The sequence below is a fragment of the Rhodococcus erythropolis NBRC 15567 genome (assembly GCF_001552595.1).
Classification (GTDB): Bacteria; Actinomycetota; Actinomycetes; order Mycobacteriales; family Mycobacteriaceae; genus Rhodococcus_F; species Rhodococcus_F erythropolis.
Window position 1 is genome coordinate 132,630 of the sequence record NZ_BCRM01000018.1, and the last position, 15,734, is coordinate 148,363.

14 protein-coding genes are annotated in these 15,734 nt (G+C 63.7%); 9 read left to right on the plus strand and 5 right to left on the minus strand.

Annotated features, from left to right (window positions below):
* Nucleotides 1–9: 9 nt before the first annotated feature.
* From RE4_RS21485 to RE4_RS21500, 4 genes are read left to right on the plus strand one after another with little or no spacing between them, the layout of a single operon-like run.
* Nucleotides 10–723 carry a phosphatidylserine decarboxylase gene (locus tag RE4_RS21485; protein WP_003941540.1) on the plus strand — a complete coding sequence of 238 codons (714 nt, stop codon included), beginning with the start codon at nt 10–12 and terminating at the stop codon, nt 721–723.
* A gap of 59 nt (nt 724–782) precedes the next feature.
* Nucleotides 783–1,613 carry a CDP-alcohol phosphatidyltransferase family protein gene (locus tag RE4_RS21490; RefSeq protein ID WP_060939318.1) on the plus strand — a complete coding sequence of 277 codons (831 nt, stop codon included), beginning with the start codon at nt 783–785 and terminating at the stop codon, nt 1,611–1,613.
* A 21-nt stretch (nt 1,614–1,634) separates the two neighbouring features.
* Nucleotides 1,635–3,812, plus strand: a complete 2,178-nt coding sequence (locus RE4_RS21495; RefSeq protein WP_003941536.1) for an AAA family ATPase — start codon at nt 1,635–1,637, stop codon at nt 3,810–3,812.
* Between the two features lie 9 nt (nt 3,813–3,821).
* Nucleotides 3,822–5,444, plus strand: coding sequence for an amidohydrolase (locus tag RE4_RS21500; protein WP_060939308.1), 1,623 nt, complete (start codon nt 3,822–3,824; stop codon nt 5,442–5,444).
* Between the two features lie 90 nt (nt 5,445–5,534).
* Here RE4_RS21500 and RE4_RS21505 read toward each other — a convergent pair whose 3' ends face one another.
* Complete coding sequence (locus RE4_RS21505; RefSeq protein WP_060939319.1) at nt 5,535–5,687, minus strand: hypothetical protein; 153 nt, start codon at nt 5,685–5,687, stop codon at nt 5,535–5,537.
* Between the two features lie 198 nt (nt 5,688–5,885).
* On the opposite strand from RE4_RS21505, the gene RE4_RS21510 reads away from it, so the two are divergent.
* Nucleotides 5,886–7,124, plus strand: a complete 1,239-nt coding sequence (locus RE4_RS21510) for an HNH endonuclease signature motif containing protein (RefSeq protein ID WP_060939309.1) — start codon at nt 5,886–5,888, stop codon at nt 7,122–7,124.
* 88 nt (nt 7,125–7,212) lie between these two features.
* Here RE4_RS21510 and RE4_RS21515 read toward each other — a convergent pair whose 3' ends face one another.
* From RE4_RS21515 to RE4_RS21525, 3 genes are read right to left on the minus strand one after another with little or no spacing between them, the layout of a single operon-like run.
* On the minus strand, nt 7,213–8,232 hold the full coding sequence (locus RE4_RS21515) for a DUF2804 domain-containing protein (RefSeq protein ID WP_060939310.1): 1,020 nt from the start codon (nt 8,230–8,232) through the stop codon (nt 7,213–7,215).
* A 2-nt stretch (nt 8,233–8,234) separates the two neighbouring features.
* Nucleotides 8,235–8,987, minus strand: a complete 753-nt coding sequence (locus tag RE4_RS21520; RefSeq protein WP_007730096.1) for an isocitrate lyase/PEP mutase family protein — start codon at nt 8,985–8,987, stop codon at nt 8,235–8,237.
* 46 nt (nt 8,988–9,033) lie between these two features.
* On the minus strand, nt 9,034–10,302 hold the full coding sequence (locus RE4_RS21525; RefSeq protein ID WP_020906700.1) for a cytochrome P450: 1,269 nt from the start codon (nt 10,300–10,302) through the stop codon (nt 9,034–9,036).
* A gap of 128 nt (nt 10,303–10,430) precedes the next feature.
* On the opposite strand from RE4_RS21525, the gene RE4_RS21530 reads away from it, so the two are divergent.
* From RE4_RS21530 to RE4_RS21545, 4 genes are read left to right on the plus strand one after another with little or no spacing between them, the layout of a single operon-like run.
* Nucleotides 10,431–11,066, plus strand: coding sequence for a TetR/AcrR family transcriptional regulator (locus tag RE4_RS21530; RefSeq protein WP_060939311.1), 636 nt, complete (start codon nt 10,431–10,433; stop codon nt 11,064–11,066).
* Nucleotides 11,067–11,075: 9 nt separating this feature from the next.
* Nucleotides 11,076–12,488 carry a hypothetical protein gene (locus RE4_RS21535; RefSeq protein ID WP_060939312.1) on the plus strand — a complete coding sequence of 471 codons (1,413 nt, stop codon included), beginning with the start codon at nt 11,076–11,078 and terminating at the stop codon, nt 12,486–12,488.
* A 13-nt stretch (nt 12,489–12,501) separates the two neighbouring features.
* Nucleotides 12,502–13,914: a hypothetical protein gene (locus tag RE4_RS21540; RefSeq protein WP_060939313.1), complete on the plus strand. Its 1,413-nt coding sequence runs from the start codon at nt 12,502–12,504 to the stop codon at nt 13,912–13,914.
* A 48-nt stretch (nt 13,915–13,962) separates the two neighbouring features.
* A complete protein-coding gene (locus tag RE4_RS21545; protein WP_238077088.1) occupies nt 13,963–15,342 on the plus strand; it encodes a hypothetical protein in 1,380 nt (459 codons plus the stop codon).
* Here the strand turns inward: RE4_RS21545 and RE4_RS21550 are convergent.
* A complete protein-coding gene (locus tag RE4_RS21550; protein WP_007730102.1) occupies nt 15,299–15,724 on the minus strand; it encodes an NUDIX hydrolase in 426 nt (141 codons plus the stop codon). The two genes, RE4_RS21545 and RE4_RS21550, sit on opposite strands and share 44 nt — an antisense overlap.
* Between the last annotated feature and the right edge of the window lie 10 nt (nt 15,725–15,734).

Consider the following 15,734-nt stretch of genomic DNA (forward strand, 5'->3'; position numbering starts at 1 on the left):
GAGGAGCCTGTGGCACGCCGACCCACACCCCCCGGAACCCCGCAACCCACCGGGATCGGACATATCGTCGATCTGGTTCGCCATGCGATTCCGCCACTTCATCCCGCCGGCCTGCCGTTCGTGCTGGCCCCGCTGGGAGTTGCAGCTCTGGGCCGCAACCGTAAGTGGGTGCGCCGAGCCGGTCTGACCACCGCCGCCGCATGCGCCACGTTCTTCCGTCACCCGCACCGGGTGCCGCCGAACCGCATCGGCGTCGTCGTCGCGCCCGCCGACGGCGAGGTGGCGTTGGTCGACAACGCCGTTCCGCCCGCCGAGCTCAATCTCGGAAGCGAGCCGCGCCCGCGCGTCAGCATCTTCCTGTCTGTTCTCGACGTGCATGTCCAGCGCAGCCCTGTCGGTGGAACGGTCAAAGAGGTCGTTCACCAGGCAGGCAAGTTCCTCTCCGCAGATCTCGCCGACGCCAGCGAGGTCAACGAGCGCAACAGCATGCTGATCGAAACCGCCGATGGTCACGACGTTGCGGTTGTCCAGATCGCGGGACTGCTCGCGCGCCGCATCGTCTGCTACGCCGGTGTCGGTGACGTCCTGCCGATCGGCGACACGTACGGACTGATCCGTTTCGGCTCACGCGTCGACACCTATTTCCCCGCCGGAACCACACTCCTGGTCGAGCCGGGACAACGCACGATCGGTGCTGAAACAGTTATCGCGCAACTGCCGTGAAGACGCCGAAGATGAAGTCAGCCGTGAAGAAGCCGGGAGCAGCCCAACCCGGCGCGAAGATGCCCAAACGCACCCAGGCGGTGCGGTTGCTGCCGTCCGTCATCACCATCCTGGCGCTGTGCGCCGGGCTGTCCGCCGTCAAATTCGCTCTCGACGGACAACCCGGTACCTCGCTCGCGATGATCGGCGCAGCTGCCGTCCTCGATTCACTCGACGGCCGCATCGCGCGACTGCTCGACGCCACCAGCAAGATCGGCGCCGAACTCGACTCACTGGCCGACTCCATCTCCTTCGGCGTCGCCCCGGCCCTGGTCCTGTACGTGACCTTGCTGGACGGCACCAGCATCGGCTGGATCATCGCGTTGATCTACGCGGTCAGCATCGTGTTGCGACTCGCACGTTTCAACACTCTGCTCGACGACGACGACGTCCCCGCGTATGCACGTGAGTACTTCGTCGGCGTTCCGGCTCCGGCCGGCGCACTCATCGCCCTCACTCCCCTGGCCGCGACGGCTCAGTGGGGTGACGGCTGGTGGTCTTCGCACTTCGTCGTCATCGTGTGGACGCTCTTCTCGGCTGCACTGATCGTCAGCCGCATCCCGACGCTGGCGATGAAGTCGGTATCCGTGCCGCCGCACATGGCGGCCGGCCTGCTCGTACTGGTGACGTTGGCTGCGGCCGCACTCATCACCTACCCGTACATCCTGCTGATCGTTCTCATCACGATCTACCTGGTGCACATCCCGTTTGCCGTGCATTCGAAGCGGTGGGTGGCAGCACGTCCCGAAACCTGGGACATCAAGCCTTCCGAACGCCGCGCGATCCGACGCCAACCCAACGTCGGTGGCCGCCGCTCGGCCGCTCGTCTCGGATTGCGGCGACCCCGCTAGTCCACGACGTACTCTCGAGAGGTGACTTCGCCGGAACTCGCCCTCACCGTTCGACTCAACACCTCTGCCGCCGACCTACGCCGCGGGGTAGTGCGCTTGCACCCCGAAGCGTTGGCGGCGTTGGGCATCCGCGAATGGGATGCCATCGCACTCATGGGAGCCCGCGGCACCGCGACCGTCGCGGGCCGTGCGCCCACCGGAACCCCGGCAGGCACGATCCTTCTCGACGACGTCACCATGTCGAACGTCGGCCTGACCGAGAACTCTTCCGTCGTGGTCGGTCCGGTGACGGTGTACGGAGCGCGATCCGTCTCCGTTACCGGCTCGTCCATGGCGACAAATTCGATCAGCTCGACGGTTCTGCGACAAGCCCTTCTGGGCAAGGTCGTCAGCGTCGGCGACACGGTCTCGCTCCTCCCCCGCGATCTCGGTCCGGGTACGAGCACTTCCGAAGCCACCCAAGCGCTTTCCCGCACCTTCGGCGTCGCGTGGACATCCGAACTGCTCACCGTCACGGCCGTCGAGCCTGCCGGTGGTCCGGTCAGCGTCCAGCCGAATTCGGCGGTCAACTGGGGTTCCGGCTCGGCGGGCACACTGACACCGAGTGCGCTTGTTTCCAGTCCGGCCGCCGTCGCGATCGAGCCTGCACCGTCGGTTCCGCTGGATCACCTCGTCGGCGCGCAAGCGCAGGCAGCCAAGCTGACCGAGTGGCTCGGCCTGGCACTCGACGAACCAGAACTGCTCCGTACGCTCGGCGCCTCCCCGCACCTCGGCGTCCTCATCACGGGCCCCGCCGGCGTGGGCAAAGCCACGTTGGCCCGCTCGGTCCTGTCCTCGCGCAAACTGGTCGAACTCGACGGCCCGGGAGTCGGTGCCACCGAGGCGAATACCCGCCTGCAGCGAATCGTCGACGCCGTTGCTGCCGTGCGCGGCGGTGGTGTACTGCTGATCAGTGACATCGACGCTCTGCTTCCGGCCACCGCGGAACCGGTGTCCGCACTGATCCTCGAACAACTGCGCAGCGCCGTCGCAACCCCGGGCGTGGCATTCGTCGCGACCTCCGCCCATCCGGAGACCGTCGACGCGCGCCTTCGCGGCCAGGATCTCTGCGATCGAGAACTCGCACTTACCCTGCCGGACGGCGCAACTCGCAAGGCGTTGCTCGAACTCCTGCTCCGCCGCGTGCCCACCGGAACCCTCGAACTCGACGCCATCGCCTCGCGCGCACCCGGATTCGTGGTCGCCGACCTCGCGGCACTCTGCCGTGAAGCTGCCTTGCGAGCGGCGACGCGGGCGTCCAAATCCGGTGATTCTCCGGAGATCACGCAGGAAGATCTTGTCGGGGCCCTCGAAGTGATTCGGCCACTGTCTCGTTCGAGTACCGAAGAACTGTCGATCGGCAGCGTCACCCTCGACGACGTCGGCGATATGGTCGAAACCAAACAGGCCCTCACCGAAGCGGTGTTGTGGCCGCTGCAGCACCCCGACTCCTTCGCACGCCTCGGTGTCGACCCACCCCGCGGCGTGCTCCTCTACGGCCCTCCCGGCTGCGGTAAGACGTATCTCGTTCGTGCCCTTGCCAGCTCAGGTCACCTCAGCGTCCACGCCGTCAAAGGGGCAGAGCTGATGGACAAGTGGGTCGGCGCCTCCGAAAAGGCCGTGCGCGAGTTGTTCCAGCGCGCACGCGATTCGGCGCCCTCGCTGATCTTCCTCGACGAGATCGACGCCCTTGCACCGCGTCGTGGTCAAAGCTCCGACTCCGGAGTGTCGGATCGCGTCGTAGCCGCGTTGTTGACCGAACTCGACGGCGTCGAACCGCTACGCGACGTCGTGGTGTTGGGCGCCACAAATCGACCGGATCTGATCGACCCGGCTCTCCTGCGCCCCGGCAGACTCGAACGTCTCGTATTCGTACCGCCGCCGGATGCGGAGGCTCGCAAAGCGATTCTGCGTGCTTCCGGCAAGTCGGTACCGCTCGCCGAAGATGTCGATTTGGACATTCTGGCCGTCGATCTCGAGGGATACTCGGCAGCAGACTGCTCGGCTCTCCTGCGTGAGGCTGCACTCGCCGCCATGCGTCGGAGCATGGACGCGGCCGACGTGACGGCCGCGGACGTGGCAACCGCCCGTGAGAAGGTACGTCCCTCACTCGATCCCGAGCAGGTGGCACACCTACAGGCGTACGCGGACAACCGATAAGGACTGACCATGGCTGCTGATCTGGTTCTGTACGGCGACATCGTGACCATGCACGAGGAATCACCACGCGCCCAGGCGCTCGCCGTGACGGGCGGCCGGATCACGGCCGTCGGCGCGCGCACGGACGTCGAGAAACTGGTGGGGCCGGATACCCGCGTCGTCGACGTCGGAGGTGCCGCTGTTCTGCCGGGGTTCATCGAGCCGCACGGTCACCCCCTGGAAGAAGCCATCGTGCTCGGGCCTGACGTCGTCGACATCCGGCCTGTCACGATCGCCGAGGCGGATGCCGTAGTTGCTGCCGTCGTCGACACGGTTCGTTCGCGAGGCGCTGCCGGCGCTTCTTTGAACGGTTGGGACCCGTTGCTGCAGAAGGGCCTACCCGATCCGACCATCGACTGGCTGGACTCCGTAGCGCCGGAGTACCCCCTCGTGATCATGCACAACTCGGGACACGTCGCGTATTTCAACACGGCGGCAGCAGTGCAGGCCGGCATCACCCGCGATACCCCCGATCCGATCGGCGGATCGTACGGCCACGACGCGACGGGCGCACTCGACGGAGCCGCGTACGAAATGCCTGCGGTGTTCGCAGTCGCGGGCCACGCAGTCACCATCGGTGACGACTTCCCCGCACTGGTGGCGGCCGAATGCGCCCGGCTGAACGCCGCGGGTATCACCACCATCGCCGAATTGTCGTTCGACCCCAAGATGCGACCGGCCCTTGCAGCGATAGCCGACGCCGGACTGCTCACCACACGCTTGCGGCTCTACGAAATGTCCAACGACGCGCGCACTACCGAGGCGTCACCGGGCGACGGAAACGACCTGGTGCGCCAGATCGGCATCAAGGTCTGGTCCGACGGTTCACCGTGGGTCGGTAACATCGCCACCAGCTTCCCGTATCTCGATACTGAAGCCACCCGCGCGCTCGGGATCGCCTGCACACACGGGCATGCCAACTACACCGGCGAACAGATCCACGACATCAGTTCCGCCTACTTCGCCAAAGGGTGGCAGATGGCGTGCCACGCCCACGGTGACGACGCGATCACCATGGTTCTCGACGCGTGGGAACGACTTCTGAAGGAGCACCCCCGGCCCGATCACCGGTTGCGTCTCGAACACGTCGGCGCGATGCGTCCGGATCAGTTCGCCCGCGCAGCGGAACTGGGCGTCACGGTCAGCATCTTCATCGACCACTTGCACTACTGGGGTGACGTTCTGGTGGATGACCTGTTCGGCCCCGAATACGGATCCGTCTGGGCCGCAGCAGGATCTGCACTCGCGGCTGGGCAACGGTTCACCTTCCACAACGACGGTCCCGTCACCCCCGCCAATCCGCTACGGAATATGCAGGACGCCGTCACCAGGCTTTCGCCCAGCGGCCGCGTCGTGGCACCCCAGGAACGGATCCCCGTGGACGCCGCTGTTCGCGCCCATACGGTCAACGCCGCGTGGCAGCTGTTCAGCGAAGATCACATCGGGTCCATCTTTCCCGGCGCCTACGCGGATCTTGTTGTGCTGTCGGCAAATCCCCTCGACGTCGAGCCGACCAGGCTGGCCGACATCACGGTGCTCGCCACCATCCTGGAGGGTCGGGCGGTGTACGGAGACCTGAGCGCGATCGGCTGATCGGTCGCCGAACGCCGTGGACAAAGGCCGATAACCTTCTCTGCTCGAGTTCCAAGGATTGTTGCGAAAACGGAGACGGCGCAAGTGGTCTCAGGGTTCAGTGCGGATGTCGTCAATGACCTGGGCAATCGCATGTTTCGCCCAAGCCGTGATCTGCTCGTTCGTGTCGCGGTAGTACGGCAAGGCAACCAATGCAATCGACAGAGCCCATGCGCGGCCACGCGTCCAAGTGCCCTCGTCCACGTCAACACGAAGCCGGAATGTACGCCGAGTGCTCGGCGTCAGCAGAGTCCATGCAATGAGGCAGTCGAGATTGCCTGCCGCAAATCGAATGAAGATCCGAAAAGTCCCAAAAATCGGAATTGTCGAAAATGATTGCATAGGAAGCGTTTTCGGGATCCAAGTCTTGTGTTCGAAACTTTGTTCGATTAGACTTTGAGCATGGACAGTCGGGAAGCGTGGCAGCTGGATGACGAGGGCCTCAAGAGTGAGGTTCTGGACCTGGTGCGCGCCCGACACGAGTTGCAGTCGCGGATGGTGTTGCTGATCGTCGAAATGTTTTCCCGTGACATTCTCGGCGGGAAGGGTTTTCGGGCGATCGCGCAGTGGTTGCATGGTTCGACGAATCTGGAGATCGGTGAGTGCAGTCTGCTGGTCGGTTTGGCGCGGTTGTTGATGCTCGAACCCGTTGTGGGCGATGCGTTTCATCGCGGTGATGTCGATGCGTTGAAGGCGCGTCAGGTGGCGTCGTTTTGTCAGCATCCACCGAAGAACATGACGCCGGCGGATGTGGACAAGGCCCGTGGGATTCTGCTCGGGTTGGCGTCGAAGAACATCGCGGATTGTGATGCGGTACGGGCAGCGATTCGGCGGATCGAGAAGCAGTACGGAAAACGCGAGGACGGCGTCCCGGTCGGCGAGGATTCCGAACGTAACGAGTTCTACGCCTCGAAAGGCCTGTACGGCAGAGTAACTGTGAAGGGCGACTTGGATGCGATCAACGGGGCCCGTCTGATCACGCTGCTGTCGAGCCTGTCCGCTCCGACACCGGAGAAGGACGGCGTGAAGGACACGCGTACTCCGGCATTACGGCGTGCGGACGGGTTTTGCGAGTTGTTGCGCCGGTACGAGCGGGCGGGGTTGGGCCCGGTCGAAGGCGGGGTGAAACCACACATCACGGTCACTGCCAGTGCGAAAGACATGACCGATCTGCAAGCCTTGAAAGACCTCCTGCCGTCCACGGAGGAACTCGGGTTCGCGTGGACGGATTGGGTGGGCCCGATCAGTATCGACACTGCCCGGATGTTGGCCTGCGACTGCACTGTCACCCGAATCTTGTTGGATGAGAATGGTGTTCCGCTCGACTGCGGTAAGGAAGTGCGAACAGCGACCGTTCCGCAGCGACGGGCGTTGGCGGTTCGTGATGGTGGGTGTGCATTTCCGGGGTGTGGGACTCCGTCGGGGTGGTGCGATGCTCATCATATTGTTCACTGGAACGATGGTGGCCCAACGGATCTCGACAACCTGGTTCTGTTGTGCGGTCATCATCATCGGACGATGCATCACACGGAGTGGCGGGTGGAGATCGGCCCGGATCGGAAGACGGTGTTCTATCCGCCGATGTCGGTTGATCCGTATCAGCAGCCGATCGGCGGGAACAGCCCACCAACAGCAGCCTGAAGTGAAATAACTCGAGACGCGAGCACCGGGGCACGATCATGCCCCGGTGCCCATGCTGCGTTCCGTCATCTTCGCGGAGATGTACGGCCTACCAGCGGTTCCGAACCTCCTCGGCAAATCCGAGGAGATCTCGAACGACCACGGAGGTACCGTCGTCGAGGATCACTGTGCCGGAGAACTTTCCGAACACCTGATGCTGAATCGAACGCAGTACCCCGACGTCGAAAGTCGCGGCACGGTCGATGATCGGCTCGAAAGTCATCTCGAAGCGACCATCGTTGCTCGAGAAGTTCCACGGAGCGCCGTCGTACGTTCCCTGCGGGATGCCGAAGTCGATCCTGTCCAGTTTGTGTGCCCGACCGCCGACAAACACGATGTTCTCGCTGGCCGCCGTCGTGTCGCCGAAGCCGTAACCGATGTTGAATCCGAACCGCTCGCCGTTCACCAGTCCGGATGCAGAACCCCAGTACCAGGTGTTGTCGTAAGTCCAGACTCCCCTGCCCCAATCGAGAACGCCGAACGAGTCTTCCGAGCGAAATGTGAAGTCGTCACTCCCGATTCGCACGGTCCCGGCAGCGGGCAGGCAGTTGATCTTCTGGTTGTAGTAAAACGATCGGGACGCCTTCGGAAACGGTGTAGCGATCACCATCCGGTCATCGACAGGACCCGCCAGGAACAAATCGGCATGAAGGCCTCGCCCACCGTCGAAAGCCGGGTAGTCGACAATCAGGTGGCGCCCACCGTCCACATGGCGAAACTCGAAGCGAGCTTTACCTTTCGACACCACCACATCACCGTCGTCCGCGCTTTCGGGCAGACCGAGCCTTCCCATCGGGAACGGCAGCATCACGTTTTCGGTGATCTCGTGTGGTGTTCGGAAATCGAGCCAGGAGACTCCGAGCAAGCCCATGTACCCGTTGTCGGCGACGGTCAACGCGATGCCGTAATCCGCAGTGAGAACGCAGTAGTAGTCCCACTCCTTGATCCGGAACTTGGGAGCGGTGATCGCAGAGCGTCGATACTTGCGAATCTCCGATGGGGCCCAACCCGTCTCGACCAAATGTCCGCGATCGTCGAGAAGCGGGCCGGGCGACATCAGTGTCTGCATTCTTACTTCCAGCGTCCCAAGATCTCGTTCGCACGGTTGGCCAATGCCATCTGGAAGAACGGACCGAAGCTCACACGTGCCACTCCGAGCGGACCGAAACTTGCCGGATCGTCCTGGTCCGGGATTCCGATCGCATTGATCGGAAGTGGAAGTTCGGACGTCAGGCGGCGCTGGGTCGCGTCGTCATGCCGCCCGACGGGGTAAAGAACGTCGGCGCCGGCGTCGGCCGCCAGCTTGAGGCGTGCGATGGCGCGATCGACACGATCGGACTCGTCACCGACCTGCTTCACGAACAGGTCGGTGCGCGCGTTGACGACAACGTGAACTCCGGCTGCGTCGGCGGCCTGACGAAGCCCACCCACGAAGTCGGCGTGCTCCTGCGCCTCACGCAAGCGTCCGCCTTCGCTGTGGACGGTGTCCTCGATGTTGAGTCCGACAGCGCCGGCATCGATCAACCCGTCGATGAGAACTGCCGGCTCAAGCCCGTAACCACCCTCGATGTCCACCGAGATCGGGGCGTCGACCGCACCGGTGATCTGCTTGATCCGGTGCAGAAGTTCGTCGAAGGTGATGCCCTCGTTGTCCGGCTTGCCGATGGAATCGGAAACCGGGTGGCTGCCCACCGTCAGGGCTGCAAAACCGGCAGCCACCGCAAGATTCGCCGACCACGCGTCCCAGACCGTCGGGAGAATGACCGGGTTACCTGGCTGGTGCAACGCCAGTAGAGCAGTTGCTTTGTCGTTGATCGAAGTCATGCGGTGGCTCCTCGAGATCGTGGGGTGTACCTCTCACCTACCGACTCTAGTGAGCGACCGGGCAGCCTGTGCTCTTGTAATCGACCTGGAACTCCTTGATGCCGTTGATCCAACCCGAGCGCAGACGGCGCGGATCACCGATCTTGGTGATGTCCGGGACGTTGTCGGCGATGGCGTTGAACATCAAGTCGATCTCCATGCGAGCGAGGTTTGCACCGATGCAGAAGTGCGCGCCAGTTCCGCCGAAGCCCAAGTGCGGATTGGGGTTACGAGTGATGTCGAACGTCATCGGGTTCTCGAACACGTCCTCGTCGAAGTTCGCGGAGCTGTACAGCATCACCACGCGCTGCCCCTTCTTGATCGACACTCCTGCCAATTCCGTGTCCTCGAGCGCGGTGCGCTGGAAGGCGGTGACGGGTGTCGCCCAACGGACGATCTCGTCGGCCGTCGTCTTGGGACGTTCCTTCTTGTACAGCTCCCACTGCTCGGGGTTGTCCAGGAACGCGATCATTCCGTGCGTGATGGCGTTGCGGGTGGTCTCGTTCCCTGCGACCGCCAGGATGAGCACGAAGAACCCGAACTCTTCCGGGCTCAAGGAGTCGCCGTCGATGTCGGCCTGGACCAGTGTGGTGACGATGTCGTCTGCCGGGCAGGTACGACGCGCGTCTGCCATTTGGTACGCGTATCCGAGGACCTCGGTGGACGCGACTGCCGGATCACCCTGGTATTCCGGGTCGTCGTAGCCCATCATCTCGTTGGACCACTTGAACAGCTTGTCTCGATCGTCCTGCGGTACACCGATCAGATCCGCGATCGCCTGGAGCGGCAGCTCGCTGGCAACCTGCTTCACGAAGTCGCCCGGGCCTTCGCTCACAGCGGTGTCGACGATGCTCCGTGCACGACGATCCAACTCGTCGCGCATGCCGTTGATCGCGCGAGGCGTGAACAGCTTCGAAATCAGCTTGCGGAGCTTGGTGTGCTCCGGTGCATCCTTGTTGAGCAGAAGATGCCGGAGCATCTCGACGGCCTCACGTGGCATGTCGTCGGCGAAACGCGCGATCGCGGTGTTCTCCCAGCTCGAGAACACATCGCTGCGCTGGCTGACCTCTTTGACGTCAGCGTGACGCGAGACCACCCAGTAGCCCTCGTCCTGGAATCCACCAACGGTCGGCGGCTGCTCACACCACCACACGGGCGCGCTTCGACGCAGTTCGGCGAATTCCTCGAAAGGGATCCGCTCCCCGAGGACAGCAGGATCGGTGACGTCGAATCCGGCCGGTAGGTCAGGCGTGCGAGTTGTGTCCGAGATGGTCATGGCGTCCTCTGATCGGTCGATTGTGCGCTACACCACAGAGTAGCTTTCACTAACGGGCTGTCAAGTGAAAGACGGAGAGTCTCGTGCAACTGACCCGTGAGAGCCCCCGCGGCACTAGGATCCCGGTAATGACAGATACCTCCGGCAGACTGACGCTGCGAGAGAAGCAGAAGCAGCGAACCCGCGCAGACCTCGTGGATGCCGCCGGCGCGCTCTTCACCGAACGCGGATACGCAGCTGTCACCGTCGAGGACATCGCCGGCCGGGTCGGTTGCAGCCGCGCCACCTTCTACCTGCACTTCCCCGGCAAGATCGACATACTCAAGGCCCTCGGCTCGAACACGGTCGTATCCAGCACGCTCGCGATATTCCAGGATCTCGACCACGTACTCGATTCCGGTTCGCGCGAAGAATTCGCCGGCTGGATCAACCGCGCTCTCAACTGGTGCCGCGATCACCACCACATGATGCGGGCGTGGGACGAGGCCATGGTCCTCGAACCCGAATTCCGAACACTGGCACGCGAAGGCATCTCCGCACTGCCCAACGCGATGCCGTCGTACCTGGCACGCTGGCCGCAGAGCCGACACGACGAGGCGAAACTCCGGGTCGAGCTCCTGCTGACACAGATCGAGCGCTTCTTCATTCGGTGGGCGGAACAGGGCGCGATCACCGCGGGTGCGGACGTCGCAGCAGACGTTCTCACCGACATCTGGTTTCCGGCACTCACGCCGCCCACGACCGATGTTGCGGCGCCGCGATAGGTTGGCCCGATGCCACTCGATCTTCGAGCGATCCTCACCACCGTCGCTGCACTCCTGTCCGGGATACTCGCGGCGCTGGCCCTGACCAATCCCGTTCTTCGCGACTGGGCCATCGTGGCCTCCCCGTCGGAAGTAGATCGCTGGATCAGCAGCGGACCGACTGCTGTCGGACTGGGCGCCGTGATCGCCGTGCTTGCCTGCGCCATCTCACAGCGTCGCGGGTCCCGTCGAGCGGCGTGGATCGCGATCGCCGTCGGCGTCGCCGTCATCGCGATCGTTCGGGCAGTCGTACCCGAAGTTGCGTCACTGGACCTGCTGATCGCCTTGATCATCGTCAAAAGTGTTGCAGCCGGCACCATTCTGGGCTGCGTGGTTGCCGTCAGTTGGGACCGCACTGCCACGAAGAACGCGACACTCCTCGGCGTGCTCGCCACCTTCCTCGCGATCCGCACGTTCGCCGGTGGGACAGCCAGGATGACGACGTCTTCGGTGGGTGAGCCGTCGTGGTGGCTGATCGGCGCCACGGCCGCAGCAGCAATCGCCTGTGCAGTGACCGCGCAAGCCGGCTTCCGGATTCGCAAGCCGGACTCGGGTGAAATCCGCATCGCTCTCGTGGTGATCACCGCGCTGGCGATCGGGCATCGAGTGCTCGGCGCCGTGATCGACCGCCAGCAATACGCGTCCGAGGCGACCGCCTGGATCGTCATGGTTTTGGCGGCAGGCGCTGCGCTCGCCTTGACGTGGATCGCCGCTTACCGCCTCGGCGACGCCTCCGGTGCTGGTGGCAAGTTCCTCTGGGCGGCAACCGCACTGGCCGCTGCGTCGGCCCCGCTCTTCGTCGACATCGCGAAGGGTTCCGGCCACTGGGGAGACCTGAAGTCCCCTTGGGTACTGGTGCTTTTCGCGGCCCTGCCGGTTGCCGTCGGACTGAGACTGCACAAGCAGGTGCCAAACTTCGTGCCCATCGCCGTTCTCGTTGCGGTTCCACTGTCAGAACTACTGCCCTTCGACTCCGCGCACGGCGTCTGGTCAATCGCGCTGAAGATCGCCGCGCTGGGCCTCGCCGCCGGTTTACTGTTCGGTTCCCTTGCTCCCGGCAGCCTGGTCGACGCCACACTCGGACTCGCCATTCCCTTTGCCGCGATGACCTTCTCGTCGATCGCCATTCTCACCGATCAGCTCTCTTTCCCACCGATGATGACGTCGATATACATCCAAGGCCAGCTCGACATCGATGCGGTCTCTCCCCACGGCGACGGAGGATTATTCGGACGCGGCATCGGAATCACCGTCGACTACGTCACCGCTCAGACTGTCGGCACTGCAATCCTCTTCGCCCTGATCATCGGCTTCTGTGGTGCGGCGATCCTTCGACGATCCCACCCACCCGTCGAGGTATCGGAACCCACCGAGACCGCCTGATCGGGACAGACCGATGACCATCGACCTCCGGTCATGGACCGGCGCCCTCGCGGCCTTTCTCTCGGGAATCCTTGCCGCCGTGGCGCTGACGAACCCAGCGCGAATGAGATGGCCTGTTACCGAACCGCAGTCGAAGATCGACCAATGGATCAGCAGCCAATCCACCAGCGTCGTGGTGGGTGCCATCGTCGCCGTAGGGGCCTGCGTGTATCTCCAGCACCGCGGTTCTCGCAGGCGTGCGTGGGCGTTTGTGTACACGGGCGTCGTCGTGTTGATTCTGATCAGATTCCTCGTCGCCGAAGAAGTCGGTCTTGATCTGCTGAGCGTTCTGGGTTTCGCCAAAACCATTGCAGCCGGACTCATCCTGGGCGGCGCTGTCGCCGCATCGTGGGACAGCCGACTCGGACGCAACCTGCTGATCATTGGCGTGGTGTCGACGTGGTTGGCCGCGCAATCGTCCACCGGCGATTTGATACCCGTCAGCACGTCGTCCATCGGCGAACCTGCCTGGGCACTTCTGTTGCTGACCCTGATCTGCGCAGTGGCGTGCGCAGTGACAGACGACTCCGAATTGCGGATCAGCGAAAGCGAACCGGGCGTCGCCGCAGCCGCTCTGGCAGTTGTCACCGGCCTCGCTGTCACCCAACGGATTCTGAGTTCGGTCGTCGACCGGCAAGAGAACCCACCGACGTTTTCGGGTTGGCTGGTCATGGTCGCGTCCACCGTCGCCGTCCTCACCCTGACCTGGTTCTGTGTGAGGAGACTGGACACAACTTCAGGCAGTGGCGGATTCCTTTGGGCTGCAACCGCTGTTGGAGCCGCCGCCACGACGGTGTTCGCGGATCTGACCGACCGCTTCTTTCTCGACGGTGACCGAACCTCGCCGTTGGTGATCGCTGCCCTCGCGATCATCGCGGTCGTCTTCGGCTTGTCGCGTTCCCGACACCGGGATCGCACGATTGCAGGTCTGGCTCTGCTGGCTGCGATCCCGTTGTCGGAGTGGATCTTCGACGGCGAACACGAACTTGCTCTACTGCTCCGCATTGTCGCGCTAGGCGTCGGGTCGGGATTGCTGCTCGGATCCGTTCTGCCGTCGAATCCCGTCGCAGCGACGCTGGGGTTGACGATTCCTTTCACTGCCCTGGTCTTCATGTCGATCGGGCAGCACGAGATCGAGACAGTGTCGTCAACGTACGTCCGGCACGATCCGCCCTCGACGTACGTCGAGTACAACTCTGAATTGCGAGCCTACGTCGACGCGAGCGAGCCCGATGCAGCCTTCCGGGCCGAGGCCGCGACCATTGCCTACGCGTACGAGGCGCCGCCACGCTCCGACGGCGCGGCACTCCTGATGTGTGTAGTCGTCGTCGCCACCGGGATCGCGCTCCGCCGCCGCAGCCCCGTTGACACACCGTCACCGGACTGAGACCTCCTATTGCGGTGCAACTGGTACCGGATTGACTATTTTGGAGCAGTGCCCATCGCCCGCAGGACGCTGCTCGTCGCACTGAGTGGTGTGACGGCATTCGTCGTCACAGTCGTCGCTTTGGCACCGTTCGTGAACAGCCAGTCGACGTCGATTTCGACGGGCGACCGATTCTGGTCCATCTCGACCATCGGCGCCGGCGTCTTGGCTGTGGTCGCGGTCGGTACAGCCGCGATGATGGCCCGTTGCCGATTGCGGACCGCGGCCATGACGGTCTTCGGCGGCCTCCTACTCGAACTGCCCGGGCTCTACGATCACAACTTCGAGGCACTCTCGCCCGTCGGCGCTGGAGTCGCTGTCGGCGCGGTGACGGTTGCTGCCGCTCCCCGGGTTCGAGCTGCCTCGGTCGCGGGAACGATTGCGGCTGTGCATGTCTCGGATTCGCTCCTGGACGAAGACGCAATTCCTCGGCGGTACGCGGACTACATCGCCGACAACACCAACCAGTTTCAACCACCAGTGTTGGGGGCAACACTGCTCGCGCTCGCTTTGGCCGCCGCCTGCGTCGCCGCGTTCTGGTTCCACGATTTCGACAAGGACCACCCCAAGGAACGGATGGCCGTTCGGCCGGTGACTATCGCGGCGGTGCTCACTCTCTTCGGGGTCGCGGCAAATTGGTGGTTCGAGATCACCACCGTCACGGCGGCCGTACCCCTTCTACTCGTCGCGCTCGTAATCACGGTGATCTGCGCGCGGGTGCTGGGCGATGGCGGTCGAATCCTGCTGATGTGTACCGCCGCCGTCGCAACTCTGGCGGCGGTGTCGGCGAACCGTCCCGCAACCGAAGCTATGGAATGGTCGAAAACCCCCGCCTCGACCGCCGTCGTGATCGGCGTCGTCATCGTCGCCGCGGCAGCAATCGGCGCGATCGCTCCCTCTCGGGTCGTCGGCTACGGATTGCTCCTGGCGGTGACGGTCGCCGGGATCGTCAGCTACGCCACGTCGCCGTCGCCGAAGATCGGTGACGTTCTCACGATCAGCGATCTTCTTGTCGCCTTCACCTCTGCGGTCGTCACGTACGCGATCGCCAGCGCGATGTACCGAGAGCCACCGCGGACCGGAGCGTCACGAGCCCTCGTCGGACTCGGTGTCATCTTCGGCCCGACGGCGCTGGCCCTGCTCGTCTATCCGCAGTTCGACTACGGATGGACGGCGTACACGCCGCTCGACGAGAACAAGCCGTTCAACGGCATCACGACGGTCGGCCCGTTCGAAATCTCGACCGACATCCTGATACTCGACGCCGTGGCACTGATCATCGTGGCCGTCTGCGCCTATGCAAGTCTGCGCTTGGGGCGAGTCAATCGATCCGGACCTCCGCCGATCAGTCGATCAGATCCATCGACGCCAGGCGATGGAACACTTTGAGCGATCCCGGCGCCACCTCGTCCATCGCTGCGTACTCGGCGAGCGTGAAATAGCGGAACTCGGCGATCTCGCTGGTCGGGTGCGGGTCTCCGGCCATCTCCGCCAGATAACAACTCATGTGCAGTCCCGTGTCCGCGGAATGTCCGAAAGCGTGAGCCTCGAAGACGTCGAGGAACGTGACCGTCCCGTCGACCAGATCGACGTCGAGTTCCTCCCGAATTTCGCGGTGCAGTGCCTGCTCGGGCGTCTCACCCGGGTCGATCTTTCCGCCGGCCATGTAGAACGCGGTCTTGCCCACGGACCGGGTCTGGATCAGCTTGCGGTCACGAATGTGCGCAAGGGCGGCGGTACGGATGATCGTGGTGGGAGTCGACGAATTCACGTCGTCCAAC